Source organism: Microbacterium sediminicola (assembly GCF_039531125.1).
GTDB lineage: Bacteria > Actinomycetota > Actinomycetes > Actinomycetales > Microbacteriaceae > Microbacterium > Microbacterium sediminicola.
The window spans coordinates 246161-268590 of the sequence record NZ_BAAAPL010000002.1 but is presented as its reverse complement, the minus strand read 5'-3'; the positions used below and the strand labels follow the sequence as shown (position 1 = coordinate 268590).

General features: G+C 68.4%; 25 protein-coding genes. 20 read left to right on the top strand and 5 right to left on the bottom strand.

Translation table 11 applies throughout. From position 1 onward, the window contains the following. Positions 1-92: 92 nt before the first annotated feature. Both ABD206_RS09765 and ABD206_RS09760 read left to right on the top strand, forming a co-directional pair. The gene (locus ABD206_RS09765; protein WP_344071983.1) at positions 93-1082 is read left to right on the top strand and encodes an acyl-CoA thioesterase; all 990 of its coding nucleotides are present in this window, start codon (positions 93-95) and stop codon (positions 1080-1082) included. 115 nt (positions 1083-1197) lie between these two features. Next, a complete protein-coding gene (locus tag ABD206_RS09760) occupies positions 1198-2001 on the top strand; it encodes an SDR family NAD(P)-dependent oxidoreductase (protein WP_344071981.1) in 804 nt (267 codons plus the stop codon). A 69-nt stretch (positions 2002-2070) separates the two neighbouring features. Here the strand turns inward: ABD206_RS09760 and purU are convergent, their stop codons facing one another. The 3 genes from purU to ABD206_RS09745 are packed head-to-tail and all read right to left on the bottom strand — an operon-like array spanning position 2071 to position 5770. After that, positions 2071-2943 carry a formyltetrahydrofolate deformylase gene (purU, locus tag ABD206_RS09755; protein ID WP_344071979.1) on the bottom strand — a complete coding sequence of 291 codons (873 nt, stop codon included), beginning with the start codon at positions 2941-2943 and terminating at the stop codon, positions 2071-2073. A 34-nt stretch (positions 2944-2977) separates the two neighbouring features. Then, entirely contained in the window at positions 2978-4444 is a 1467-nt protein-coding gene (locus tag ABD206_RS09750; RefSeq protein WP_344071977.1) for a peptide MFS transporter, read from the bottom strand. 18 nt (positions 4445-4462) lie between these two features. Beyond that, positions 4463-5770, bottom strand: a complete 1308-nt coding sequence (locus ABD206_RS09745) for a peptide synthetase (RefSeq protein ID WP_344071975.1) — start codon at positions 5768-5770, stop codon at positions 4463-4465. Positions 5771-5826: 56 nt separating this feature from the next. On the opposite strand from ABD206_RS09745, the gene ABD206_RS09740 reads away from it, so the two are divergent. From ABD206_RS09740 to ABD206_RS09725, 4 genes are all read left to right on the top strand, one after another. After that, entirely contained in the window at positions 5827-6681 is an 855-nt protein-coding gene (locus ABD206_RS09740; protein ID WP_344071973.1) for an alpha/beta fold hydrolase, read from the top strand. After that, complete coding sequence (locus ABD206_RS09735) at positions 6678-7397, top strand: GNAT family N-acetyltransferase (protein WP_344071971.1); 720 nt, start codon at positions 6678-6680, stop codon at positions 7395-7397. Before ABD206_RS09740 ends, ABD206_RS09735 begins: the two co-directional genes overlap by 4 nt. 124 nt (positions 7398-7521) lie before the next feature. Next, positions 7522-8655 carry an o-succinylbenzoate synthase gene (gene menC / locus ABD206_RS09730; RefSeq protein WP_344071969.1) on the top strand — a complete coding sequence of 378 codons (1134 nt, stop codon included), beginning with the start codon at positions 7522-7524 and terminating at the stop codon, positions 8653-8655. A 102-nt stretch (positions 8656-8757) separates the two neighbouring features. Continuing rightward, positions 8758-9201: a hypothetical protein gene (locus tag ABD206_RS09725; RefSeq protein WP_344071967.1), complete on the top strand. Its 444-nt coding sequence runs from the start codon at positions 8758-8760 to the stop codon at positions 9199-9201. Positions 9202-9245: 44 nt separating this feature from the next. Here ABD206_RS09725 and ald read toward each other — a convergent pair whose 3' ends face one another. Next, positions 9246-10331, bottom strand: coding sequence for an alanine dehydrogenase (gene ald, locus ABD206_RS09720; RefSeq protein WP_344071965.1), 1086 nt, complete (start codon positions 10329-10331; stop codon positions 9246-9248). 88 nt (positions 10332-10419) lie between these two features. Here ald and ABD206_RS09715 point away from each other — a divergent pair, with 88 nt between their 5' ends. The 13 genes from ABD206_RS09715 to ABD206_RS09655 all read left to right on the top strand — a co-directional run bounded on the left by ABD206_RS09715 (position 10420) and on the right by ABD206_RS09655 (position 20457). Further along, the gene (locus ABD206_RS09715; protein WP_344071963.1) at positions 10420-10950 is read left to right on the top strand and encodes an Lrp/AsnC family transcriptional regulator; all 531 of its coding nucleotides are present in this window, start codon (positions 10420-10422) and stop codon (positions 10948-10950) included. A gap of 87 nt (positions 10951-11037) precedes the next feature. Next, positions 11038-11928, top strand: coding sequence for a PaaX family transcriptional regulator (locus ABD206_RS09710; protein ID WP_344071961.1), 891 nt, complete (start codon positions 11038-11040; stop codon positions 11926-11928). Further along, positions 11925-12896, top strand: coding sequence for an RBBP9/YdeN family alpha/beta hydrolase (locus ABD206_RS09705; RefSeq protein ID WP_344071959.1), 972 nt, complete (start codon positions 11925-11927; stop codon positions 12894-12896). The genes ABD206_RS09710 and ABD206_RS09705 overlap by 4 nt, the downstream gene beginning before the upstream one ends. Before the next feature lie 135 nt (positions 12897-13031). After that, positions 13032-13784 carry an SDR family NAD(P)-dependent oxidoreductase gene (locus ABD206_RS09700; protein WP_344071957.1) on the top strand — a complete coding sequence of 251 codons (753 nt, stop codon included), beginning with the start codon at positions 13032-13034 and terminating at the stop codon, positions 13782-13784. A 17-nt stretch (positions 13785-13801) separates the two neighbouring features. Then, entirely contained in the window at positions 13802-15046 is a 1245-nt protein-coding gene (locus ABD206_RS09695) for an acyl-CoA dehydrogenase family protein (protein ID WP_344071955.1), read from the top strand. After that, complete coding sequence (locus ABD206_RS09690) at positions 15043-15363, top strand: TIGR04076 family protein (RefSeq protein WP_344071953.1); 321 nt, start codon at positions 15043-15045, stop codon at positions 15361-15363. The genes ABD206_RS09695 and ABD206_RS09690 overlap by 4 nt, the downstream gene beginning before the upstream one ends. After that, complete coding sequence (locus ABD206_RS09685; protein WP_344071951.1) at positions 15360-15638, top strand: TIGR04076 family protein; 279 nt, start codon at positions 15360-15362, stop codon at positions 15636-15638. Before ABD206_RS09690 ends, ABD206_RS09685 begins: the two co-directional genes overlap by 4 nt. Continuing rightward, positions 15635-16642, top strand: coding sequence for an LLM class flavin-dependent oxidoreductase (locus tag ABD206_RS09680; RefSeq protein ID WP_344071949.1), 1008 nt, complete (start codon positions 15635-15637; stop codon positions 16640-16642). The genes ABD206_RS09685 and ABD206_RS09680 overlap by 4 nt, the downstream gene beginning before the upstream one ends. Before the next feature lie 98 nt (positions 16643-16740). Further along, positions 16741-17037 carry a putative quinol monooxygenase gene (locus ABD206_RS09675; RefSeq protein WP_344071947.1) on the top strand — a complete coding sequence of 99 codons (297 nt, stop codon included), beginning with the start codon at positions 16741-16743 and terminating at the stop codon, positions 17035-17037. Between the two features lie 50 nt (positions 17038-17087). Beyond that, positions 17088-17945: a tryptophan 2,3-dioxygenase gene (locus ABD206_RS09670; protein ID WP_344071945.1), complete on the top strand. Its 858-nt coding sequence runs from the start codon at positions 17088-17090 to the stop codon at positions 17943-17945. Continuing rightward, positions 17942-19180: a kynureninase gene (gene kynU / locus ABD206_RS09665; protein WP_344071943.1), complete on the top strand. Its 1239-nt coding sequence runs from the start codon at positions 17942-17944 to the stop codon at positions 19178-19180. The genes ABD206_RS09670 and kynU overlap by 4 nt, the downstream gene beginning before the upstream one ends. Beyond that, the gene (locus ABD206_RS09660; protein ID WP_344071941.1) at positions 19177-19677 is read left to right on the top strand and encodes a flavin reductase family protein; all 501 of its coding nucleotides are present in this window, start codon (positions 19177-19179) and stop codon (positions 19675-19677) included. Before kynU ends, ABD206_RS09660 begins: the two co-directional genes overlap by 4 nt. Before the next feature lie 12 nt (positions 19678-19689). Then, positions 19690-20457 carry an alpha/beta hydrolase gene (locus ABD206_RS09655; RefSeq protein ID WP_344071939.1) on the top strand — a complete coding sequence of 256 codons (768 nt, stop codon included), beginning with the start codon at positions 19690-19692 and terminating at the stop codon, positions 20455-20457. 14 nt (positions 20458-20471) lie between these two features. Here ABD206_RS09655 and ABD206_RS09650 read toward each other — a convergent pair whose 3' ends face one another. After that, on the bottom strand, positions 20472-21206 hold the full coding sequence (locus ABD206_RS09650; protein ID WP_344071937.1) for an aspartate/glutamate racemase family protein: 735 nt from the start codon (positions 21204-21206) through the stop codon (positions 20472-20474). A 203-nt stretch (positions 21207-21409) separates the two neighbouring features. Between ABD206_RS09650 and ABD206_RS09645 the strand changes: the two genes are divergently transcribed. Beyond that, positions 21410-22372: a transporter substrate-binding domain-containing protein gene (locus tag ABD206_RS09645; RefSeq protein WP_344071935.1), complete on the top strand. Its 963-nt coding sequence runs from the start codon at positions 21410-21412 to the stop codon at positions 22370-22372. The last annotated feature ends 58 nt before the right edge of the window (positions 22373-22430 follow it).

The window sequence follows — 22430 nt, the reverse complement described above, 5'->3', positions numbered from 1 at the left end:
AAGATCGCGGTTCTTGTCTGCGGCGAAAGGATGCCCGCGCGCATGCTCGTCATCTCCGGTCTCGTGCGAGGCTCGTTGCCTAGCCTGACGGCATGGACACTCCCGCGGAGGACGCCTCAACGTCGGGGCTCGACTCCCGCATCACGCTGCGTTTTCTGAGCTTGCCGCACGATTCGGCTCCGGGCGGTCGTACGGTCGCCGGCGGGAGCGTCATGGAATGGATCGACCAGGCGGGGTACGCCTGCGCCGTCGGATGGAGCGGCGCGTACTGCGTGACCGCGTACGTGGGAAACGTCCGACATGCCCGTCCGATCGCGCCGGGGTCGCTCGTGGCCGTCCACGCGCGCATCATCCACACCGGCCGCTCCAGCATGCACGTGGCGGTGACCGTCGAATCCGCCGACGTCGCCGAGCGCGTCTACTCGCCGAACACCACGTGCGTGCTGGTGTTCGTCGCGGTGGGCGAGGACCGCACGCCGGTGCCCGTGCCGCAGTGGCGGCCGAGTTCGGCATCCGACCATGCGCTCGCCGAAGCCGCGGTCTCTCGGATCCCCGCCCGGGATGCGATCAAGCGCGCCATGCTCGGACAGGAGTACACCGACGCGAGCGCCGCGCCGCGCTCGCGCCTGCGGTTCCTCGTTCCGCCGAGTTCCGTGAACTTCGGCGGAGCTGCGCACGGCGGCACCGTCATGCGTTGGATCGACGAGGCGGGATACGCGTGCGCCGCCGCCTGGTCCTCGGATCAGGCCGTTGCGGTGTACTCGGGCGGCATCCACTTCCTCGCCCCCGTGAGAATCGGCAACGTCGTCGAGCTGGACGCGCGCCTCATCTACACCGGCCCCCACAGCATGCACGTCTCGGTCCGTGTGCTCACCGCCGACCCGCGCACACCCGAGGCGAGGACGCTGACCACGCAATGCCTGCTGATCTTCGTGGATGCCGGACCCGACGGCGCGCGGGAGGTGCGGCGCTGGGAGCCGTCGCTCCCTGAGGACGTGCGCCTCACCCAACACGCGGTCGATCTGGTGCACCAGCGAGGTGAGATCGCCGTCCTCGCACCTGAGGTGCTTCTGGCCCAGTAGTTTCGCCAGGGACCAACGGCGGATGCATCGGTGTATCGAAAGTCGTACCCTTGCTGTCAGCAGTACCCGGCGCAGGGTGCGATCGGGCTGATCTCAGCAAGAGGAGGAGTCCGCGATGGACATCGCAGGAAAGGTCTTCGTCGTCACCGGCGCGGGCAACGGAATCGGTCGTGAGACGACACTGCAGCTGCTGTTGAAGGGCGCCTCCGTGGCCGGTGTCGACCTCAACGAAGCGGGGCTCGCCGAGACCGTCGAATTGGCTGCGGCCGGAAACCGGCTCTCCACCCACGCCGTGAACATCACCGACCGGGACGCGGTTCAGGCGCTGCCCGCCGCTGTCGCCGAGCTCCATGGGGCCGTCGACGGGATCGTCAACATCGCCGGCGTCATCCAGAAGTTCGTCAAGGTCATCGACCTCCCCTACGAGGAGATCGAGAAGGTCATGAACGTGAACTTCTGGGGCGTCATCAACATGTGCAAGGCCTTCTTGCCCACGCTCGTCGAGCGTCCCACGGCGGCGATCCTCAACGTGTCGAGCATGGGCTCGTACGCCCCCGTTCCCGGCCAGGCGGTCTACGGCGCTTCCAAGGCCGCGGTCACGTTGCTGACAGAGGCGCTCTACGCCGAACTCATGGGCACGAATGTGCAGGTCACGACGATCTACCCGGGTGCCATCGGCACCAACATCGCCGCCAACTCGGGCGTCACGATGGAGGGGATGGAGGAGAAGGCCGCGAAGAGCACGCGCAAGATGACCAGCCCCCAGGAGGCCGGCCGCGTGATCGTCGACGCGATCGAGAAGGGGAAGTTCCGCGCCACGATCGGCTCGGACGCCGCGACGATGGACCGTCTCTCGCGCCTGAACCCGAAGTTCGCGACCGAGCTGATCGCCAAGCAGATGGCCGACTTGCTCAACTGACACCGCTTCCCGAAGAGGCCCCGCGAGCGTGTGCTCGGAGGGGCCTCTTCTTCGTGGATCGCGGAGGGATCAGAACACGATCGTGTGGTTGCCGTGACGGATGACGCGGTCCTCAGCGTGCCAGAGGACGGCGCGGGAGAGGACGGCGCGTTCGACATCCGCACCCCGTCGCTGCAGATCGGCGGCTGTCATGGAGTGGTCGACGCGGGCGACGTCTTGTTCGATGATGGGGCCTTCGTCGAGGTCTTTGGTGACGTAGTGACTGGTCGCGCCGATGAGTTTCACGCCGCGTTCTTTGGCTTTCTTGTAGGGGCCGGCGCCGATGAAGGCGGGAAGGAACGAGTGGTGGATGTTGATCACCGGGACCGCGACGTCGGTGATGAACTCGTCGGAGAGGATCTGCATGTACCGGGCCAGCACGACGAAGTCGACGTTCCCGGCCAGGAGCTTGAGGATCTCGGTTTCGGCGGCGGATTTGTCCGGTCCCTGTGAGGGGATGTGGAAGAACGGGATCCCGAAGGATCGGACGTCTTCGGCGGTGTTGGTGTGGTTGGAGATCACCATCGGGATTGAGACCGGGAGTTCCCCGCGGCGGTGACGCCACAACAGATCCAACAAACAGTGATCACTGGTGGACGCGAGAATCGCCATCCGCTGGGGAACCGACATGTCGCGGAGGGTCCACTCCAGCTCGAATCCGGCACCGAGGGTGCCCTCGAGATCGGCCTCGATGTCGGGAAGCGCTGCGGAGAGCTCAGGGCGGTGCAGAACGACGCGCTGGAAGTACGCGCCGCCTTCGGGGTTGTCGGAGTACTGGTCGAACTGGACGATGTTCGCGCCGTTGCGGGTCAGCAGTGCGGAGACGGCCGCGACGATGCCCGGAGTGTCCTTGCCCCAGACGGTGAGGCAGGCGTGATCGATCGGCAGATGCGGAACAGGCATGTCTTCGATTCTGCCGGGTCACTCGGTCTGCGGACTACCGCACACCCTTCATGAGCGCGAGCACCGGCTTGACGGCCAGCAGCATCGCCACACCGAGCACGACCGCGGCGATGCCGAGGAACGAGAAGTACGGCACCTCGTTGTCGGGGTCGTAGAACTGGGCCAGCCACCCTGCGATCGCCGTTCCGAGGGCGACGGAGAGGAAGAAGAGCGCCACCATCTGCGTGTGGAACGCACTCGGCGCCAGCTTGGTCGTGACCGAGAGCCCGACCGGCGAGAGCAGCAGCTCCGCGACCGTGAAGACGAACAGGATGCCGACCACCGCCAGCAGCGGGGTCGTGTTCTCCCCGCCGTTCGCCCAGGGCAGGAAGAGGAGGAAGGCGGCACCCATCACGATCGCGGCCAGACCGAACTTCACCGGGGTCGAGGGCTGGCGTGAGCCGAGCTTCGTCCACAGCGCCGCGAACACGCCCGACAGGATGATGATGAAGATCGGGTTGATCGACTGCACCCACGCGACCGGCATCTCCCACCCGAAGAGGTCGCGATCCATGCGCTTATCGGAATACACCGTCATGACCGTGAACTGCTGCTGGTAGAGAGACCAGAATCCGACGCTCACGATGAACAGCGGGATGAAGCCGAAAACGCGCGAGCGCTCGACTTTCGTCACCTTGCGCGAGCTCAGGATCACGATGAAATAGGCGATCGTCGCGGCCAGGGAGACGAGGATGACGACATCCGAAAGGTTGTCGGCGCGGATGACGCCCACCAGGACGAGCAGCACGATCGCGACGATCGCGCCCACGGCGATGCCGATCATCAGGGTGTACTTCGATGTCGGCAGCGGGTTGTGCACGACCCGGGAGGCGGCAGGGAGGCGGCGTCGCCCGAACGCGTACTGGGTCAGACCGATCGCCATGCCGAGCGCTGCCAGGCCGAAGCCCCAGTGGAAGCCGAGCGTCGACTGCAGGAGCCCCGTCAAGAGGGGGCCGAGGAAGGCACCGAGGTTGATGCCGAGGTAGAACAGCGAGAAGCCGGCGTCGCGGCGGACGTCGTCGGGGGCGTAGAGGGTGCCGACGACCGAGGTCGCATTCGCCTTCAGTCCGCCCGAGCCGACGGCGATCAGGATCAGTCCGACGCCGACGCCCATCAGGCCCGGGAGCAGCGCGAGGCCGAGGTGACCGAACATGATGACGATCGCGCTGTAGAACAGCACGCGCTCCGACCCGAGCAGGCGGTCGGCGATCCAGGCGCCCAGGATGGTCGACAGGTACACCGCCCCGCCGTAGGCGCCGACGATGCCCGTGGCGACGGTCTCGTCGATGCCGAGCCCGCCCTGCGCCGCCGAGTAGTACAGGTAGATGAGCAGGATGCCCTGCATGTCGTAGAAGCTGAAGCGCTCCCACATCTCCACGCCGAAGATGTTGGCCAGGGCGGCGGGCTGTCCGAAGAAGCGGGTGTCGCGCGCCGGTGCAGCGTCGCTGGTCGGGGCCGTCATGCCCGCAACGCTATACCGCTAGGGACCTTCGATGGTGTCGCGCAGCCCGGCGTGCACGGCATCCAGCCAACGACTGACGTTGCGCCGCGCCTCCGGGGTGTCGGGGTAGCGGCAGCGCAGGTGCAGTCCCGACTCGTTCGCGATGAACCAGATCATGACCCCGTCGGTGCGGATCACCGCCGAGACATACTGCACATCCCGAATACGATCGGCGGCGATCGGGAGGCGGCCGGTGTCGAGCCACGACACGGCGAACATGCCGGGTGTGGCGGGCATGCCGCCATACGGCGCGAGGATCGGTCCCAGCGGGTGGGAACCGAGCGCCACCGCTTCCTTCACGGAGCGGGCACAGGCTGCCGGGGAGGGGTCGTCGCACTCGATGACCGAGTTCGTGATGAACCAGCCCACCGCGTCGTGCCACTCCGGCTGGTGCCGGCTGTGGACGGGGAAGACGGCGCGCAACGGCTGACCGCCCATCTCGAGGCTGATCTGGGTCATGACCGACATCGCGAGGGCGATCGCCCGCACGCCCCGGGCGGCGGCGACCCCGTGGAAGTCCTCCATCTCGTCGGCGTCGAAGACGTCACGGACGTCGACGATCTCTGCGCGCGCGGTGGACACATCGCCGAGGGTGAGGGGGAAGATCGGCATCCTGCCGCCTTCCGCCTCCAGGATCTCCGCCCAGCGAGTGTTGATCTCAGCGGGGGCGGGGGGTCGTGTGGCGAGCTCCGCGCTGTGATCAGCGAAGGCCCTGGCCACCGGCAGTCCTCCGCCCAGCGGCGCCGCTTCACGGTCGTCGTCGATCATCGCGGCCAGATCGCGCGCGAGGATGAGCAGCGACCACATGTCGACGTGGGAATGGTCCGACGCGATCACGACGGTGGGGTCGGCGCCGCCGCCCGGCTCGACCAGGCACAGGCGATGAGAGGGGCTGGCGAAGGGGCGGCACTCGGCATCCAGCACCTCGCGGAGCACGTCGCGCGTCAGCCGCGAGGCGGGGGCCGGATGCTCGATCCAGCGCCCGGCGCCGAACCGGGCCTCACGCACCCGAACCTGACCGTCGGTGACATCGAACACGGTGCCGAGTGTGCCGTGCCGCTCGACGACCGCGGTCCACGCGTCCGCGATTTCGTCAGGGGCGGCAGAGGCCCGCAGTCGGAAAGAGATCGCCATCCACGACCCGGAGCGATCGCCCTCGCCGAGGTGTCGACCCTGGTCGAACGACACCGTCAGCGGCTCCGCATCCGGGAGCGGCTCGGCGGGAATCAGCAGGCTCCGTACGCGTCCCTGGGGCAGAGACATCCGGGCAACATTCGTGAGGCGCATCGCGCGTAGTCTAGGCGGCAACCGTTTCGCATTTTCACCGGCTCGGGGAGGGGCACGTGGGCAGGCTCGAGGTTCGTGGCGCCACACTCGATTTCGAGGTCACCGGAGATGACGGTCCGCTCGTGGTCCAGCTGCACGGACTGATGTCCTCGCGCCAGCGCGACCGGCAGCTGGGTCTCGACCTCGGACGTGCCCTGCGTGGCCATCGGGTGCTGCGGGTCGACGCGCGCGGCCATGGGGGATCGAGTGGTTCGCCCGATCCCGCGGACTATGCCTGGAACAGGCTCGCCGAAGATCTCATCGCCGTGCTCGACGATGTCGCGCCGGGCGAGACGGTGCACGGGGTGGGGCCCTCGATGGGCACCGGAACCCTGTTGCACGCGGCGCTGCACGACCCCGCCCGCTTCACGAGCCTCACGCTCATGGTGCCGCCCACGGCCTGGGGTACGCGGCGCGCGCAGGCCGAGACCTACCTGCGCAACGCCGACCTCATCGAGCGTCACGGCGTCGATGCTTATTTGCAGCTGGGAGCCACGACACCCGTCCCACCGGCGATCGCGGATGCACCCGAGACGCTCCCGTCGGTCGACGAGCGGCTCCTGCCGACGGTGCTGCGCGGGGCCGCCACCGCAGACCTCCCGGCCAAGGACAACATCACGCTCATCGAGGTGCCGACGCTGATCCTGGCGTGGACGGGAGACCCGACTCATCCGCTGCGCACCGCGACGCGGCTGAGCGAGCTCCTGCCGCAGAGCCGACTTGTCGTCGCCCGCACGCCGTACGGCGTCACCGCCTGGCCAGGGCTCTTCGCGGAGCACGTCATCACCGCCGGTGTCGAGCCGACCCCGACCGGCACCATTCCCGTCATGCCCGATGTGACCCGGCCGCTGCCCGAGACCCGCGCGTCGTGACCCCGTCGGATGCGGCGGCCGGGGTGCCGCCGCTGCGCATCGAGCCGCTGGAGACCGTCGAGCAGGTGTTCACGGCATCCGAGGTGCTCTCCGAGGTCTGGGGTGGCGATCGCACGGGGATGCCCGGCAATCTCTTGCGGGCCCTCGCGCACTCGGGCAACTACGCCGTGGGGCTGTATTCCGAAGAGCGCATGGTGGGCGCGTCGGTGGCGTTCTTCGCGGAACCGGCGGCCCGCTCGATGCATTCGCACATCACGGGCGTGCTGGCCGCGCACCGCAGCGGTGGCCTCGGTCGCATGCTCAAGCAGCACCAGCGCGAGTGGGCGTTGTTGCGAGGCGTCGGCACGATCACGTGGACCTTCGACCCCCTTGTCGCCCGCAACGCGCACTTCAATCTGCGGTCCCTCGGTGCGCGGGCCACGGACTACCTCGAGAACCACTACGGCGAGATGGACGACGCGGTCAACCGCGGCGACGAGACCGACCGACTGATGGTGTCGTGGGCCCTCGCCGCGCCGCCTGCGCCGCTACCGACCGACGCCGAGGTCGTGACTGTGGTGTCCGTGCCACGCGACATCGAGTCGTTGCGCCGAGCGGACCCGGCGGCGGCCCAGGAGTGGCGGCTGCGAGTGCGCGAGGGACTCACGGGAGGCCTTTCGGAGGGCCTGCGGATCGGGGGCTTCGACGCGCCGCGCGGCTACCTGCTCGTGCGGTGACCCGGCGGGCGCCCCGGCGCACCTGCGCAATTACCCGCTCCCACGGATGCCTGCACCCCGTACGTCCGTGGGAATGAGGATTGCCGTGCGAAGGCGAGGCCCCAGGCCGCCATAGTCTGAGGGCATGCCGATCACGACGCCCGCGCAGCCGGTCACACTCGAGGCGGTCGAGCTTCGGGTGTTGAATCTTCCCCTGGTCGAACCCTTCACGACCTCATTCGGCACCGAGAGCGTGCGCGAAGTGATCGTCGTCCGAGCGGTCACCGACGGCGCGGACGGGTGGGGTGAGGTCGTGACGCAGCACGCGCCGCGCTATTCGAGCGAGTACACCCAGGGGGCCTGGGATGTCACGCGCCAATTCCTCGCTCCGGAATTGCTGCGCCACCGCGCGCTCGCGCCCGAGGATGTCTCGTCCGCGCTGTCTCCGTTCATCGGGCATCGGATGGCCAAGGCGGGGCTCGAGCTCGCCGTGCTCGATTCTGCGCTGCGCACCGAGGGACGCTCCTTCGGGGACTATCTGGGGGCGGTCCGGCCGAGGGTTCCCAGTGGCGTCTCCGTCGGCATCCAGCGCGACCCGGCGAGTCTGGTCGACGCCGTCGGCGAGTACCTTGCGTCCGGGTATGTGCGCATCAAGATCAAGATCAAGCCCGGTCGGGACATCCGCGACACGGCAGCCGTGCGCGAGGCATTCGGCGCGATTCCGCTGCAGGTCGACGCGAATTCGGCGTACACGCTGGCGGATGCCGCGGTGCTCGCCGAGCTCGACCGGTTCGACCTGCTGCTGATCGAGCAGCCACTCGAAGAGGACGACCTCGTCGACCACGCGATCCTCGCGAAGAGCTTGCGCACCCCGGTGTGCCTGGACGAATCGGTCGTGTCGGCAAAGGCCGCGGCCGACGCGCTCGCGCTGGGTTCGGCATCCGTCATCAACATCAAGGCGGGCAGGGTCGGCGGGTATCTCGAGGCTGTGCGCGTGCATGACCTGTGCCGGGATGCCGGTGTGCCGGTGTGGTGCGGCGGCATGCTCGAGACCGGTATCGGTCGAGCCGCCAATGCGGCGCTCGCAGCCCTCCCCGGGTTCACCCTGCCGGGCGATGTGTCGGCATCCGACCGCTTCTACCGCGAGGACGTCGTCACCGAGCCCGCCGTGCTCGTGGACGGCCACATCGCGGTGCCGACCGGCCCCGGACTCGGGGTCGAGGTCGACATGTCGGTGCTGGACGCGCTCACCGTCGCCAGCGAGGTGATCCGCGCCTGACGCCGGGCACCCCGGGGGCTTGTGCGGGCGGTGCGGCGCGGCCACACTCGGGACTAACGGTGCGCCGCAGGGGGTGCCCGCCGCGATCCTGAGGAGGACACCATGAAGACGCGCGCCGCGGGGGTAGCGCTCATGCTCGGTCTCAGCGCCGTCGCGCTGACCGGGTGCGTGAACCCGGTCGAAGAGCTCATCAGCACCACGGTGGAGGATGCGATCGAGGGTGCGACCGGTGTGGATGTCGACACGGGCGACGGGGCCAGCGTCCCGGACGGCTTTCCTGCGAGTGTCCCGCTGCCGAACCAGGATCCGATCGTCGCCGCGTCGATCGACGGGGGCTACAGCGTGTCGTACAGCCTTGCCAGTGCGTCCGAGGCCGAGGCGCTCATCGATGAGATGAAGGCCCGCTTCACGACGGAGTCGGAGACCGACATCGGTGGGCTGAAGGCATGGAGCTTCACCGATGGCGAGTGGACGATCGCCGTCACCGTCATCGAGGATGACGCGACGACACAGATGGTCTACGTCGTCGTTCCGGCCGGCAGCTGAACCGGAAGCCCCCTCCCCCACCCGACCGGCGGGGGAGGGGGAGGTTAGAGGCCGAGCGCCGCGGCGACGGTCGGGTTGACGACGGCGCCGGCGTGGGCGTTCAGACCCTTCTTCAGCGCCGGATCGGCGTCGGTCGCCGCCTCCCAGCCGAGGTCGGCGAGCTTCACGATGTACGGGATGGTCGCGTTGGCCAGCGCCTGGGTGGATGTCACGGGGACGGCTCCCGGCATGTTGGCGACGCAGTAGTAGATCGAGTCGTGCACCGGGAAGGTCGGGTCGTGGTGCGTCGTGGGGCGGGATCCCTCGAAGCATCCGCCCTGGTCGATCGCGATGTCCACGAGCACGGAGCCCGGCTTCATCTGTGCGACCATCTCATCGGTGACGAGCTTGGGCGCCGTGGCTCCGGGGATGAGGACCGAGCCGATCACGAGATCGGCGGTGCGGAGGGCCTCGGTGAGGGCGAGCGGCGCCGACAGACGGGTCTGTACCGCGCCGCCGAGTTCGGCCTCCAGCTGCCGGAGCCGCGGGACGGATACGTCGAAGATCGTGACCTGCGCGCCCAGCCCGATCGCGTTGCGGGCGGCGTGCTCGCCGGCCACGCCGCCTCCCACCACGACCACGTGCGCCTTCTCGGTGCCGGCGACGCCGCCCAGCAGCATCCCGCGACCGCCGGCGGGCTTCATGAGGTGGTGGGCGCCCTCGACGATCGAGAGGCGACCGGCGACCTCGCTCATGGGGGCCAGCAGCGGTAGGCGCCCGTCGCTGGTCTGCACCGTCTCGTAGGCGATGGCCGTCGTGCCCGAGGCGAGGATCGCGTCGGCGCACGCCTGGGAGGCGGCCAGGTGCAGGTACGTGAACAGGACCTGGCCCGAGCGCAACCGGTGGAACTCCGAGGCGACGGGTTCTTTCACCTTGACGAGGAGGTCGGCAGTGGCCCACACTTCGTCGGCCGTGGCCAGCATCGTCGCGCCGACCTCGGTGAACATCTCGTCGGTGATGCCGGCGGCGACACCCGCACCGGCTTCGATCACGACGTCGTGGCCGTGACGGGTCAGCAGATCGACGCCCTCGGGCGTGATCGCGACGCGGCGCTCATCGTCTTTTACTTCGGCGGGGACTCCGACTCGCATGGCTGAACCTTTCACTCGTTGGAGCAAGTGTGAAGCTTCCTTCGTTACGAATCCGTTTCATCCGTGGATACTTCGGTACATTGGCACAATGTCGCAGCGAGTTTCGGTTTCAGGCTCATCCGAGCAGGATGTCGCGAATCTTTCGCGCTCGGATGCCGCGCTCGATGAGCTCGATCTGGCCGTGCTCGAGCTGGTCACGACCGAGGCCCGCATCACCAACCGCGAGCTCGCTGCGCGCGTGGGGGTGGCGGAGTCCACCGCCCATACGCGGTTGCGGGGACTCGAACGCCGCGGTGTCATCGAGGGCTACGAAGCGGTGATCTCGCAGGGCACGCTCGGGCGTGGGCTGCAAGCGTTGGTGGGGGTGACCCTGCGGCCCGGCGCGCGGCAGGCCAGCATCACGCGGTTCTCCGAAGACACCCGCACCCTCCCGGAAGTGCTGCAGTTGTTCTTCGTGGGTGGAGCGGACGACTTCGTCGTGCACGTGGCGGTCGCCGATTCATCGGCACTGCGGCGCTTCGTGGTCGACCACATGTCGGGGCACGAAGGTGTGGCATCCACGCGCACGAGCATCATTTTCGAGTACCGGCGCAACGCCGTCGCGGCGTCGTTCGCATAGGCGATGAGGGGTCACTTGACGGAAACCAATCGGAAACGTAACGGTCGTCGCCATCGCGATACAGTCGAGCGACGAAAGGTGCGATGAATGAGCGAGGTGGACGAGACACTCGACGACATCGACTCCCGACCGGGGAGTACGACCTCGCTGTTGAGGTCGGTCATCGGGATCTATCTGCGCGAGCTCGACGAGTGGATCGCCGTCGCGGATCTGCTCCAGCTCATGGATGCCCTCGATGTTCCGGCGCCGCGCGCTCGTACGGCCATCGCTCGTGTGAAGAAGAAGGGCCTGCTGCGGCCCGAGGCCCGCGGGGGCGTGGCGGGCTATCGGCTGGCACCGGAGGCGCGCGTCATGCTCTCCCGCGGTGACCGCCGGATCTACCACCCGCGCCACATGGATGCCGCCAGTCCCTGGTGCCTCGTCTCCTTCTCGATCCCGGAGGACAACCGCAGCCTGCGTCACCAGCTCCGTCGTCGCCTGCTCTGGATCGGATGTGGAACGGTCTCGCCCGCGCTGTGGATCGCCCCGGCATATCTGCTCGACGAGGTCGAAGACATCCTCAGCGAACTGGGTGTTCGCGAGCGGGCGACGGTGTTCGTGGCCGACGAGCCGCGCGTGGCGGGTTCGCTCGCGCTCGCCGTCACCGGCTGGTGGGACCTCGACGAGATCCGCGCCCATCACGACGAGTTCCTCGCCGGACATTCGGCGGCAGTGATCGAGGATGCCGCGACCAGCCGCGAGGCCTTCGCCACCTACATCCGCGGCATCGACGCGTGGCGCATCATCCCCTACGTCGATCCGGGCCTACCGCCTCAGTTGCTGCCGGCCGATTGGCCGGGCGAAGCATCCACGACGCTGCTGCTCGAGCTGCGCGCGCGCTTCAGCGGCCCGGCCACCGACTATGTGTCCGAGGTCGTCGGCCGCCGCGTCGACAACCCGAGCCGCGCGGCGTTCCTGGCCGGGAGCGGTCAGCGATGAGCGCGCCCCGGGTCGTCCTCCTGGACGGCTGGCAGCATCGCCGTGCTCCCGTGCACTGGCAGGGCTGGCTGGCCGAGCGTCTCACCGAGCACGGGTGGGAGGTGGATTACCTCACGCTTCCCGACCCCGAGCGCCCGCGCTACACGGACTGGGCGCGCGTCGTCGAGCGGGCTGTGCAGCGCGACGAGACCGCGCCGCTCGTCATCGCCCACGGCCTCAGCGTTCTGCAGTGGCTGCGGATGTGCGAGGACCCCGCGCTCACGATGCCCCTCGTTCCGCGCGCGCTCTTGGTGGCACCGCCCGCGGCCGGCGCGCATGGCGGGGATGTCTCGGAGTATCGCCCGAGTGCGGTGCTTGCCGCGGCGGTGGAGCGTCGCCACGCGGTTGCGCCCCTGCTGGTGTCGACCGTGGACGACCCCTATCTGCCGGAGGGGGCGGGTGCCCTGGTCGAGGCCGCCGGCGCAGACTGGGTGGAGCTGGCCGAGGGTGCGCACCTGAACACCGCGTCCGGCTTCGGTCCATGGCCCGCCGTGCTCGAGTGGTGCCTGACCGCCACCTGGCCACGCAGCGAGGCGGACACCGCCGACCTCGCACACACGACTGCTCGTGAGGAGATCCACGTGAACGCATCGTCCGAAGACCTGGCCCTGGATGCCTGGCTAGAAGAGGTCTATCGCCCTGACGGGCACCGGCTCGGCATCCTGAGCGCCGCCATCACGACGGCCGCCGCCGGCGCCGTGGATGATGCGATCGCCTCCGAGGGTCTTCTGCCGATCCGCCGTCACGCGCAGCTGACCCCCAGAACGGGGGAGGACCAGCTGCGCCCCGAAGACGTCGCAGACTTCGTGCGGCGCTACGGCCACGAGTATCAGGCGGCGGTCATCGCCGAGCGGTTCGCGGTGGGCGAGGGCGGCCGGGACATCCGTGCCGCGCTCGACGAGGAGGGCGTGCTCGCGCGATTTATCTGACGCAATTGTGACGCCAGTCAGACTAATGAAACACTGTGGTAATCCCCGGACACCTTCTCGTGACATCTCGCGAGTAGAAATGACGGGTACCACGGCATCTAGATGCCGCCATCGCACTTCTGATCGGATCGTCACATGAGCTCTGCGCAGACCGCACCACTGGAGGGCCGCGTCGCGCTCGTGGTCGGCGGAGCCGGGAGGCTCGGGCGCGAGATCTGTCGCATCCTCGCTGACCGCGGCGCGATCGTCGCCGTCGGCTACCGCGGCTCCGAGGATGCCGCGCGCGCCCTGGCGGCCGAGATCGATGGACTCGCGGTGCGCATCGATGTGAATGACGACGACGCAATCGATCGCGCCTTCGCCCGCGTCGAGGCCGAACGCGGATCCGTGACGGTCGTCGTCGACACCGCACACGTGGAATCGCACCCGCGCGCGGTCGCGGATCTGGACCGCGAGTTCCTGGGCGAGCACCTGGCCGCGGTCCAAGGATTCGCCGCGGTCGCCCGCCGTGCACTCCCGGGCATGCGCGACGCCGGCTGGGGACGCTTCGTCTACGTGTCGGGCGCGCTCATGTCACGTCCCTATGCGGGTTTTTCCGCCTACGGAGCGGCCAAAGCCGCTGCCACAACGCTCACCCGGTACCTCGCGGCCGAGGAGGGCCGCGCCGGAGTCACCGCGAACATCGTGGCGCCGGGACGCGTCTTCGACCCCGCCGACGAACTCGACGAGACCCGCCGTGAGCTCTCCGACATGCTCCTGGCCCGCACCGCCCTCGGGGAGTTCCCGACGGCAGCTCAGATCGCGGCGACAGTCGCCGACCTCACCACTTCTTCGCACCTGACCGGCCAGACCGTGTGGATCACCGGCGGCGAACCGATCATCGCCTGACATCGGAAGGAACCTCCATGACCATGACTGACACGACTGTCGAGACCGACCCGATCATCGCAGCGCTGCAGGCGCCCGACAGCGCCGAGGCGATCATCGCGAACACACACGCGATCCTGCCGCTGCTGGCCGAAGAGGCCGACGAGTCGGAGCGACTCGCCCGCCTCTCCCCGCGCGCAGAACGCGCGATGCGCGCCGCCGGCGTCTTCCAGATGGCCTTTCCCAAGCGTCACGGCGGCGTTGAGATGTCGCTCGTGCAGCAGGTCGAGGTCACCGCGTTGGTGGCCGCCGTCGACGGTGGCATCGGATGGAACGTCGGCGTCTTGAACGCCACCGGCTTCTACGCCGGCCGACTCGGCGACGAGGCCTACGCCGAGCTCTACCCGACGCGCGACATGCCCACCAGCGGCGCTTTCCACCCGCGAGGACGTGCCGAGCGCGTCGAGGGCGGCTACCTCGTGAGCGGCGACTGGGGCTGGGGCAGCGGCAGCTACACGGCCGAGTACATCATCGGCGGTGCCGAGGTGTTCGAGAACGGCGAGCCGGTGATGGGAGCCGACGGCAAGCAGATGCACCTGGGGTTCTGGCTTCCGCGTGAGGCCATCGACGTGAAGGATGACTGGCAGGTGCTGGGGGTGCGAAGCTCGGGCAGCACCTCGTATTCGATCCCCGCTCCCGGCGCGTTCGTCCCCGAGCGGTACAGCTTCGATCGAGAAGCGCTCGACACGGGCGAGGGTGACCCGCTCGACAAGAGCGTCGGCGTCTCGCATGTCGCGCTCACGGGTGTCGCCCTCGGTGTCGCCCGTCATGCCGTGCAGCTTGCGGCCGAGTACATCGGATTCCGGATGCAGAGCGCGCCCGCCAAGGTGGATGCCGCGACGCGCCAGGCGCTCGGTGAAGCGATGGGCGAGGTCGACTTCGCCTACGCCGGTGTGCGTGAGGTGTGCCGACTGACTGATGAGGTCCTCTTCACTCCCGGCGCGATGCTCACCGATGTGCAGCGCGCACGCATGACCGCGGCCAACGCAGTGGCCGGAGCGGCGCTGCGTCGCGTGCTGAACCTGTGCACCGAGCTCGCGGCGGCCAGCTACATCCTCGATCGCAACGCCATCCAGCGCGTCGTCCGTGATGGTCTGGGTGCACTCGCGCACGCCGGGACGCGCCGCGTGCACCTCGGCGCGCTCGCCACCGCCGCGATGCAGCACCCCGAGCAGGGCACCACGATCGCCGACGAGGCCGGCTGGGCGGCAGGCGCGCTGTGACCACTCCCATGCTTCCCGGCAGCGAGCGGGTGCGGGTGGTGGTCGAGAAGATCGACGAGGTGACCGGAGCCGGCCGCGTCGGCGACAGCTTCGAGATCGACGGCACGGCGCTGACGCTGCCCGACGGCGGCACCTTCTGCCCGTACGCGCTGGCCGCAGTGCTTCCCGTGGTCACAATGCGCCAGTCGCCGCTTCCCGCCGACAGCTGGCTGATCCGCAAGCCGTGGATTTGCGGTCCGGACGCCCGGGAAAACCTCATCATGCGCGTCGAGGGGTTCGACACCGACGACGTCGATACCCAGGAGGTCGTGTCATGAGCCGCACCGTGCGCTGCACCGTGTCGTCGATGAACTACTCGGCGTGCGGGATGAAGGAGGGCGACTGGTTCGACGTCGGCCCGGACGGATTTCGGATGCCCGACGGCGCCCACTTCTGCTACTTCGCCGTCGCCTCGGTGCTGCCGCTGATCAACGGGCGCATCGACTCCGATGACGTGGATGCCTGGCTCGACTCGAGCCCCGTCGTCCAGTGCCCCGACCCGCCGGAGGCACTGCGGATGACGCTCTCTCGGGCACCGGAGGTGAGCGCATGACCCGCGAGGCGACCTTCAGCGCACGCATCGGTGCGCCGGTCGGTGTGAGCGACATGGCCGACCGTGCCGTCTTCGCCGAGGAGCTCGGCTTCGACCAGGTCTGGACCGGCAACGACGTGTTCGGCACGCCGGGTCTCGTGCAGCTCGCGGCAATCGCCATGCGCACGAGTCGCATCAGGTTCGGCTCCGGTGTGATGGACCCCGTCACGATCCACCCGGCGCAGATCGCCCAGTACGCGTCGGGCCTGCAAGACCTGTCGGATGGTCGGTTCCTCCTCGGGTTGGGTGCCGGTTCCGAGGTGTTCTTCTCCTGGGCGGGCATCACACCCGACAAGCCCGTCGTGCGCACCCGCGAAGCCGTGGTCGCGATCAAGGAGCTCGTGGCCGGGCGTTGCCCCGCCGGCGTGCCGGGGGCGGGAGGGGGGTGGACGGCCAAAGCCGTCCTCAAGGATCCGCGCCCCACGCCGGTCTACGTCGGCGCGCTCGGCCCGAAGATGATCGAGATGACCGGACGGTACGCCGACGGTGCGCTGCCGCTGTGTCTTCCCCCCACCCACGTGTTCAACGTCATGCGCCAGCTCGACGTCGGCGCTGCCCGAGCCGGGCGGTCGGTCGACGAGCTGGATGTGGCGGCCTGCGTGTGGGTGTCGATCGACGACGACCGTGACAAGGCGCGCCGTCTGATGGCGCACCACATCGCCGAGTACAGCGGGTCGCTGTCGACCGACGCGTTGCTGGCCAACGACCTCGACCCCGAGGAGTTCGCCCGGACGCAGGCTCTGATGAACGATGGCCAGGTCGAAGACGCGATCGACTCGGTCACCGACGACATGATGAGGCTGGGCATCGTCGGCGGCGTCTCGGATGTCATCGACCAGTGCGGTGCTCTCATCACCGCCGGTGCCCGACACATCTCGTTCGGGCCGCCCATGGGCCCCAACGGCTTCGAGGCGCTGAAGATCCTCGGCGAGGACGTCCTCCCCGAACTCCGCCGCCTGCTCTAGCCCCCACACCTCACCGTCCCTCTGTGATCTCGCCGAGTTGTCACTCTCCTCGCCGAGTTGCACATCCCCCACCCGAGTTGCACCCCGAAAGGAACACCATGCTCTACGTCTACGGCGGAATCCTCGTCGACCCCGCGCGCAAAGAAGAAGTGACCGCCAAGGCCGCCGTCTTCGCGGCGAAGTGCCGCGAAGAGGAGGGTTGCGTCGAGTACAACCTCTCCTGGAACGCCGAGAACGAGAACTACCTGCGCCTGCTCGAGATCTGGGAGCCCTCCGAGTCTCACCTCGCGCACGTGCAGCAGCCTCACGTGCTCGAGTGGACGGAGTTCATCCAGTCGGCCGCGGCGGCGGCGCCGGACTTCACGAAGTACATCGTCGACGTCATCGAGGGCTGAGCCCCGATGCGGCGCCCGGGCTGCCCCGGGCGAGACCAGAAGGAGGCGGGATGACCGTCGAAACCAACACGCGAGAGCTCGAGTCTGAGATCGTGACCGACCTCAGGGAGAAGCTGACCTACGGCTCCTACCTGCAGCTCGATCGGGTGCTGAACGCGCAGCGACCGCTCAGTTCACCCGAGCACCACGACGAGATGCTGTTCATCATCCAGCACCAGACCACCGAGCTGTGGCTGAAGCTGCTCCTGCACGAGCTGCGTGCCGGATGCGCGGCGCTGGCCGCCGATGACCTGGGCGACGCGCTCAAGAAGATTGCGCGCATCAAGCACATCCAGCGCACGCTGATCGAGCAGTGGTCGGTGCTGGCCACCCTCACGCCCACCGAGTATGCGCAGTTCCGCGGCAGCCTCGCCAACTCCTCGGGATTCCAATCGGCGCAGTACCGGGCCGTCGAATTCCTGCTCGGCAACAAGAACGCCAAGATGCTGCGCGTGTTCGACGGTGAGCCTGAGAACGCCGCGATGCTCACGGCGGCGCTCGAGGCCCCCAGCCTCTACGACGAGTTCCTGCGCTACCTCGCCCGTCACGGCCACCCGATCCCGGAGCGGCTCCTGGCGCGGGATGTCAGCGTCGCCCACGTCTTCGACGACGAGCTGTGCGATGTCTTCACGACGATCTACGAGAACGCGGAGGAGAACTGGGAGGCGTATGAGGCGTGTGAAGAGCTCGTCGACCTCGAGGAGAACTTCCAGCTCTGGCGCTTCCGTCACCTGCGCACCGTGCAGCGCACGATCGGTATGAAGCGGGGCACCGGAGGCTCGAGCGGCGTCGGCTTCCTGCAGCGCGCGCTCGAACTCACCTTCTTCCCCGAGCTGTTCGAAGTGCGCACGAGAATTGGACAGCCATGACCGTCACGATCCCGGATGCCACCGCCCTCGACGCCGCTGACGCCCTCGCGCCGATGCGCGACCGGTTCGTCGCGGCCGAGGACGAGGGCATCGTCTATCTCGACGGGAATTCGCTCGGCCGGCCGCCGCGCGCCGTCGCCGACCGCTTGGCGCAGTTCGTCTCCGAGGACTGGGGCACGAGGCTGATCCGCGGGTGGGACGAAGGCTGGTTCGCCTCGCCGCTCGCCGTCGGAGACAGAATCGCCGACGCCGTCCTCGGCGCCGCGCCGGGACAGACGATCGTGGCCGACTCGACGACCGTCTCGCTCTACAAGCTGATCCGCGCAGCGCTCGCCGCGCGTCCCGACCGCTCGCGCATCGTCATCGATCGCGCGAACTTCCCGACCGACCGCTACGTCGTCCAGGGCATCGCCGCAGAGACCGGCGCGCAGATCGACTGGATCGATCCTGATCCCGCCACCGGTGTGAGCGTCGACGACGTCCACGCGGTGCTCGGGCCCGACACGGCCGTGGTCGTCCTCAGCCATATCGCCTACCGTTCGGGCTACATCGCCGACATCCCTCGGATCACCGCAGCGGCGCACGCCGCCGGCGCGCTCGTGGTGTGGGACCTGTGCCACTCGGTGGGTGCTGTGCCGCTGGAGCTCGACGCTTGGGGCGTGGACTACGCCACCGGATGCACGTACAAGTACCTCAACGGCGGTCCCGGATCGCCCGCGTTCCTCTACGTGCGAGCCGAACACATCGGGTCCGCCGTGCAGCCGATCCAGGGGTGGATGGGGGTCAGGGACTCGTTCCTGATGGGTCCCGACTACGAGCCGGCTGCCGGCATCCGTCGTTTCGTGAGCGGGACCCCGCCGGTGCTGGCCATGGTGCCGCTGACCGTCTCTCTGGAGTTGATCGGGGAAGTGGGCATCCAGGCGATCCGTGAGAAGTCCGTCGCGCTGACCGAGTACGCGATCGCGCTGTTCGACGAGATCCTCGCGCCCCTCGGCGTGACGCTGTCCTCGCCCCGTGACCCCGCCGTGCGTGGGGGCCACATCACGATCGATCACCCGGCCTTCCCCGCGCTCATCGCGCCGCTGTGGGAGCGCGGCGTCATTCCCGATTTCCGCCCCCCGACAGGCATCCGTCTGGGGATGTCGCCCCTGTCGACCTCGTTCGCCGAGGTTCGCCGGGCTATCGTCGCTATCGCCGAAGAACTCACTGCCGCCACCTCGAGGAGTGACCGATGACACTGGAACGCAAGCTTCCCGACCCGCAACTGCTGCGGCAGACGTTCGCGCTGTTCCCCTCGGGGGTGGCCTGCATCGGGGCCGTCGTCGACGGTGTGAACGAGGCGCTCATCGCGTCGTCGTTCACCGTCGGGGTCTCGCTCGAGCCGCCGCTCGTGTCGTTCGCCGTGCAGAACGGGTCGCAGACGTGGCCCGTCATCCGCCGCGCGGAGAGCATCGGCATCTCTGTCATGGCCTCTGATCACGAGCCGTACGCTCGCCAGATCGCGTCCAAGGACCGCGCGCGCAGGTTCGAGGGTGTGGATGTGCACATCGCCGAGACCGGAGCGTTGTTCCTCACGGGCTCTCCCGTGTGGCTGGAGTGCTCGATCTACTCCGAGGTGCCCGCCGGCGATCACCATATGGTGCTGCTCCAGGTCGACGGTCTGGGGCTGAATCCCGAGCTCAACCCGCTCGTCTTCCATCGCTCCGGCTTCCGCTCGATGCAACAGGACTGACAGGCCGTGCACGTGCTCGAGCGGCCCGCGCCGCCGCCCGATCGCACGCTGGCATATGACGCGCGAGCGTCGGCCGTCGTGGACGTGTTCGACCCTGTCGGGGAACCCTCGGGTCTGGCGGTCGTGCTCCACGGGGGCTTCTGGCGCGCCGCCTACGATCGTGTGCATCTGCGATGCCTTGCTGCCGCACTCGCGGATAGGACGGGGATGACGATTGCACTGCCCGAGTACCGTCGCGTCGGCGAGCCCGGCGGAGGTGTCCCCGGCACCCTCGAGGATGTCGCCGCGATCTTCGCGCGCGTGCCCGCATCGCTCGGTGTCGGGGCGTCGCAGACCGTGGTGGTGGGACACTCGGCCGGGGGGCATCTGGCCGTGCTCGGTGCGATCGGAGCGACCACGGCTCCGCGTCGGGTGGTCTGCCTCGCGGGGGTTCTGGACCTTGCCGCCGCACACGCGGCTCGGCTGTCGAACGGCGCTGTCGCCGAGCTGCTGGGCGAGTACGATCCGTCGACGGCACGCGTGGCGGCGATCGATCCGATGCGCCTTCCCGTTCCTGCGTGCGACGTCGTGCTGATCCATGGCGAACGCGACGACGAGGTGCCGGTTGACTATTCCCGTGCGTACGCGAGACGTCTGGATCGTGACCATGGCGGCGGCATGGCCGGTGGCAGCGCACCGCGCGGGGGTATCACGGTGCTGCCCGAGGCTGACCACTACGACGTGATCGACCCGCACTCCTCAGCGTTCGACGTGGTCGCACGGGCGATTCGCGTGGGCTGAATCCCCGTGAGAACTCAGCGCGAGGTCGGGGTGTCGACGCCGGCGGCCAGCCAGGATGCCATGGAGATGGCGTCCCACACCGGGAGGCCGAAGCGTTCCCGCACGACCGATGTGTAGGGGCCGAGATTCGTGCACTCGAACACGATCGCGCCGATGCCGTCCTCCTTCTCGAGCGCGGCGGTGAGGGCATCCAGCACCTCGGCCTCGGCGATCGCGGGGTCGAACTGCTCGATCTCTCCCATGAGGTTGCCGAGGAAGTGCGTGGCGTTCTGCATGCCGTGCACCGCGACACGACCGAGCTCGTCGGGGTGGACGCCGCAGTCCAGCAGGTGCTCGGAGCGCACCCACTCCGAACCGACGGCGAGCACGAGCACACGCTGCTCGGGGCGGATGACGCGCAGGGCGAGGGCGACCTGCAGCAGGCTTGACGTTCCCACGGGAATCGGTGATGACGCGGCGATCTCGCTCTGATACTGACCGAACATCCCGCAGCCTGTGAAGGCGATCCGCGCTCCCCTCTTGGCCAGGCGCTCGGTCGAGGCGATCAGCTCGGCGGAGATGTCTTCGCGCTTGTCCCAGAAGAGGTCCGGGCCGTTGATGCCGGGCAGCAGGTCGAACTGGACCGGGAAGTCATAGCTGCGGATGTTGCTCACGTCTCCGATGGGAGCGGGGAAGTCCCCGTCGAGGATGGCGATGCCGAGGTCGGCCCCCGCCCAATAGTGTCCGCGCTTCAGCCGGTCGTACGACATGATTCTCCTTGTGGTGATGAGACCACTCTTGTCTACCTCACGACGCTGATGATCTAACGCAATCGTGACGACAGGCAACAAAATGAAACGCGAGTGGAAACCGTGGGAAACGCGTCGGTTACAAACGCCGCCTAGAAATGAAGTGGCGAATCACCCGATGTCGCCGCACCAACTACGCTGCACCTCACCTGACGGGAACACCCATGGCCGGAATCCACCTTCCGAAATCACGTCGCTCCCGGGTCGCTCTGACCTCGCTGGCGATCCTGTCCACCGCCGCCCTGCTCTCCGCGTGCACCGGCACCTCGGAGCCTGCTGACACCGCTACGGCCGACACCGGTGTCGTCGACGCAGAGCTCGCCGCCCTCGTGCCCGCCGAGATCGCCGACTCCGGCGTCCTCTCGCTCGGCGCGCTGTGGGAGACGCCTCCCATGATCAGCGTCGACGAGGCCGACACCAACGTCGCCGTCGGCATCGCCCCCGACCTGGCCGCGATCGTCGCGCCGATCCTCGGACTCGAGCCCGAGTGGCAGAACATGCAGTGGCCCGCCCAGCTGCCCGGCGTTCTCTCCGGCGTCGTCGACGCCCTGTGGGGTCAGGTCACCGACACCGCCGAGCGTGAGGCGTCGGAGTACGACCAGATCCCGTTCTTCAAGAACACCGAATCGCTGCTCGTGCTTTCTGAGAACGCGGACGGCATCGACGGCCTCGCCTCGATGTGTGGCCTGTCGGTCGGTGTTCCGGTCGGCTCCACTCAGTCCGAAGAGGTCGCCTCCGTCAGCGCGGAGTACTGCGAGGCCAACGGTGAGCCGGCAATCGAGCTCGCCGAGTACCAGGGCGCCACGGCCGCCATCAGCGCCGTCCAGGCCGGAACGGTCGACGCGTGGATGGACAACACCACCAGCCAGTACGGTGCTGCCGACGCCTCCGACGGCCTCTTCTCGGTGGTCCTGATCACGGAGGTCCCCGAGACCTTCACCGCGATCACGGTCTCCAAGGAGTACCCGGGCCTGAGCGAGGCGCTCGCCGGCGCCCTGCGCATCTCGATCGAAGACGGCAGCTACCAGGCGGTCCTCGACGAGTGGGGCGTGGGAGCCGCGGCCGTCACGGTCGACGAGGTCGTCATCAACCCCTACACCGGCATCGCCCCCGGCGAGTCCGAGTGATCTCTGAGGGCCGGGAGCGGCGACGCTCCCGGCCCTCATGCTTTTCCAGATAACGAGG

Bases quoted from the DNA above. Each gene is read 5' to 3' on its own strand.
- ABD206_RS09765 (WP_344071983.1), top strand. From the start codon at position 93: ATGGACACTCCCGCGGAGGACGCCTCAACGTCGGGGCTCGACTCCCGC.
- ABD206_RS09760 (WP_344071981.1), top strand. From the start codon at position 1,198: ATGGACATCGCAGGAAAGGTCTTCGTCGTCACCGGCGCGGGCAACGGA.
- purU (WP_344071979.1), bottom strand. From the start codon at position 2,943: ATGCCTGTTCCGCATCTGCCGATCGATCACGCCTGCCTCACCGTCTGG.
- ABD206_RS09750 (WP_344071977.1), bottom strand. From the start codon at position 4,444: ATGACGGCCCCGACCAGCGACGCTGCACCGGCGCGCGACACCCGCTTC.
- ABD206_RS09745 (WP_344071975.1), bottom strand. From the start codon at position 5,770: ATGCGCCTCACGAATGTTGCCCGGATGTCTCTGCCCCAGGGACGCGTA.
- menC (WP_344071969.1), top strand. From the start codon at position 7,522: ATGCCGATCACGACGCCCGCGCAGCCGGTCACACTCGAGGCGGTCGAG.
- ABD206_RS09725 (WP_344071967.1), top strand. From the start codon at position 8,758: ATGAAGACGCGCGCCGCGGGGGTAGCGCTCATGCTCGGTCTCAGCGCC.
- ald (WP_344071965.1), bottom strand. From the start codon at position 10,331: ATGCGAGTCGGAGTCCCCGCCGAAGTAAAAGACGATGAGCGCCGCGTC.
- ABD206_RS09715 (WP_344071963.1), top strand. From the start codon at position 10,420: ATGTCGCAGCGAGTTTCGGTTTCAGGCTCATCCGAGCAGGATGTCGCG.
- ABD206_RS09710 (WP_344071961.1), top strand. From the start codon at position 11,038: ATGAGCGAGGTGGACGAGACACTCGACGACATCGACTCCCGACCGGGG.
- ABD206_RS09705 (WP_344071959.1), top strand. From the start codon at position 11,925: ATGAGCGCGCCCCGGGTCGTCCTCCTGGACGGCTGGCAGCATCGCCGT.
- ABD206_RS09700 (WP_344071957.1), top strand. From the start codon at position 13,032: ATGAGCTCTGCGCAGACCGCACCACTGGAGGGCCGCGTCGCGCTCGTG.
- ABD206_RS09695 (WP_344071955.1), top strand. From the start codon at position 13,802: ATGACCATGACTGACACGACTGTCGAGACCGACCCGATCATCGCAGCG.
- ABD206_RS09685 (WP_344071951.1), top strand. From the start codon at position 15,360: ATGAGCCGCACCGTGCGCTGCACCGTGTCGTCGATGAACTACTCGGCG.
- ABD206_RS09680 (WP_344071949.1), top strand. From the start codon at position 15,635: ATGACCCGCGAGGCGACCTTCAGCGCACGCATCGGTGCGCCGGTCGGT.
- ABD206_RS09675 (WP_344071947.1), top strand. From the start codon at position 16,741: ATGCTCTACGTCTACGGCGGAATCCTCGTCGACCCCGCGCGCAAAGAA.
- ABD206_RS09670 (WP_344071945.1), top strand. From the start codon at position 17,088: ATGACCGTCGAAACCAACACGCGAGAGCTCGAGTCTGAGATCGTGACC.
- kynU (WP_344071943.1), top strand. From the start codon at position 17,942: ATGACCGTCACGATCCCGGATGCCACCGCCCTCGACGCCGCTGACGCC.
- ABD206_RS09660 (WP_344071941.1), top strand. From the start codon at position 19,177: ATGACACTGGAACGCAAGCTTCCCGACCCGCAACTGCTGCGGCAGACG.
- ABD206_RS09650 (WP_344071937.1), bottom strand. From the start codon at position 21,206: ATGTCGTACGACCGGCTGAAGCGCGGACACTATTGGGCGGGGGCCGAC.
- ABD206_RS09645 (WP_344071935.1), top strand. From the start codon at position 21,410: ATGGCCGGAATCCACCTTCCGAAATCACGTCGCTCCCGGGTCGCTCTG.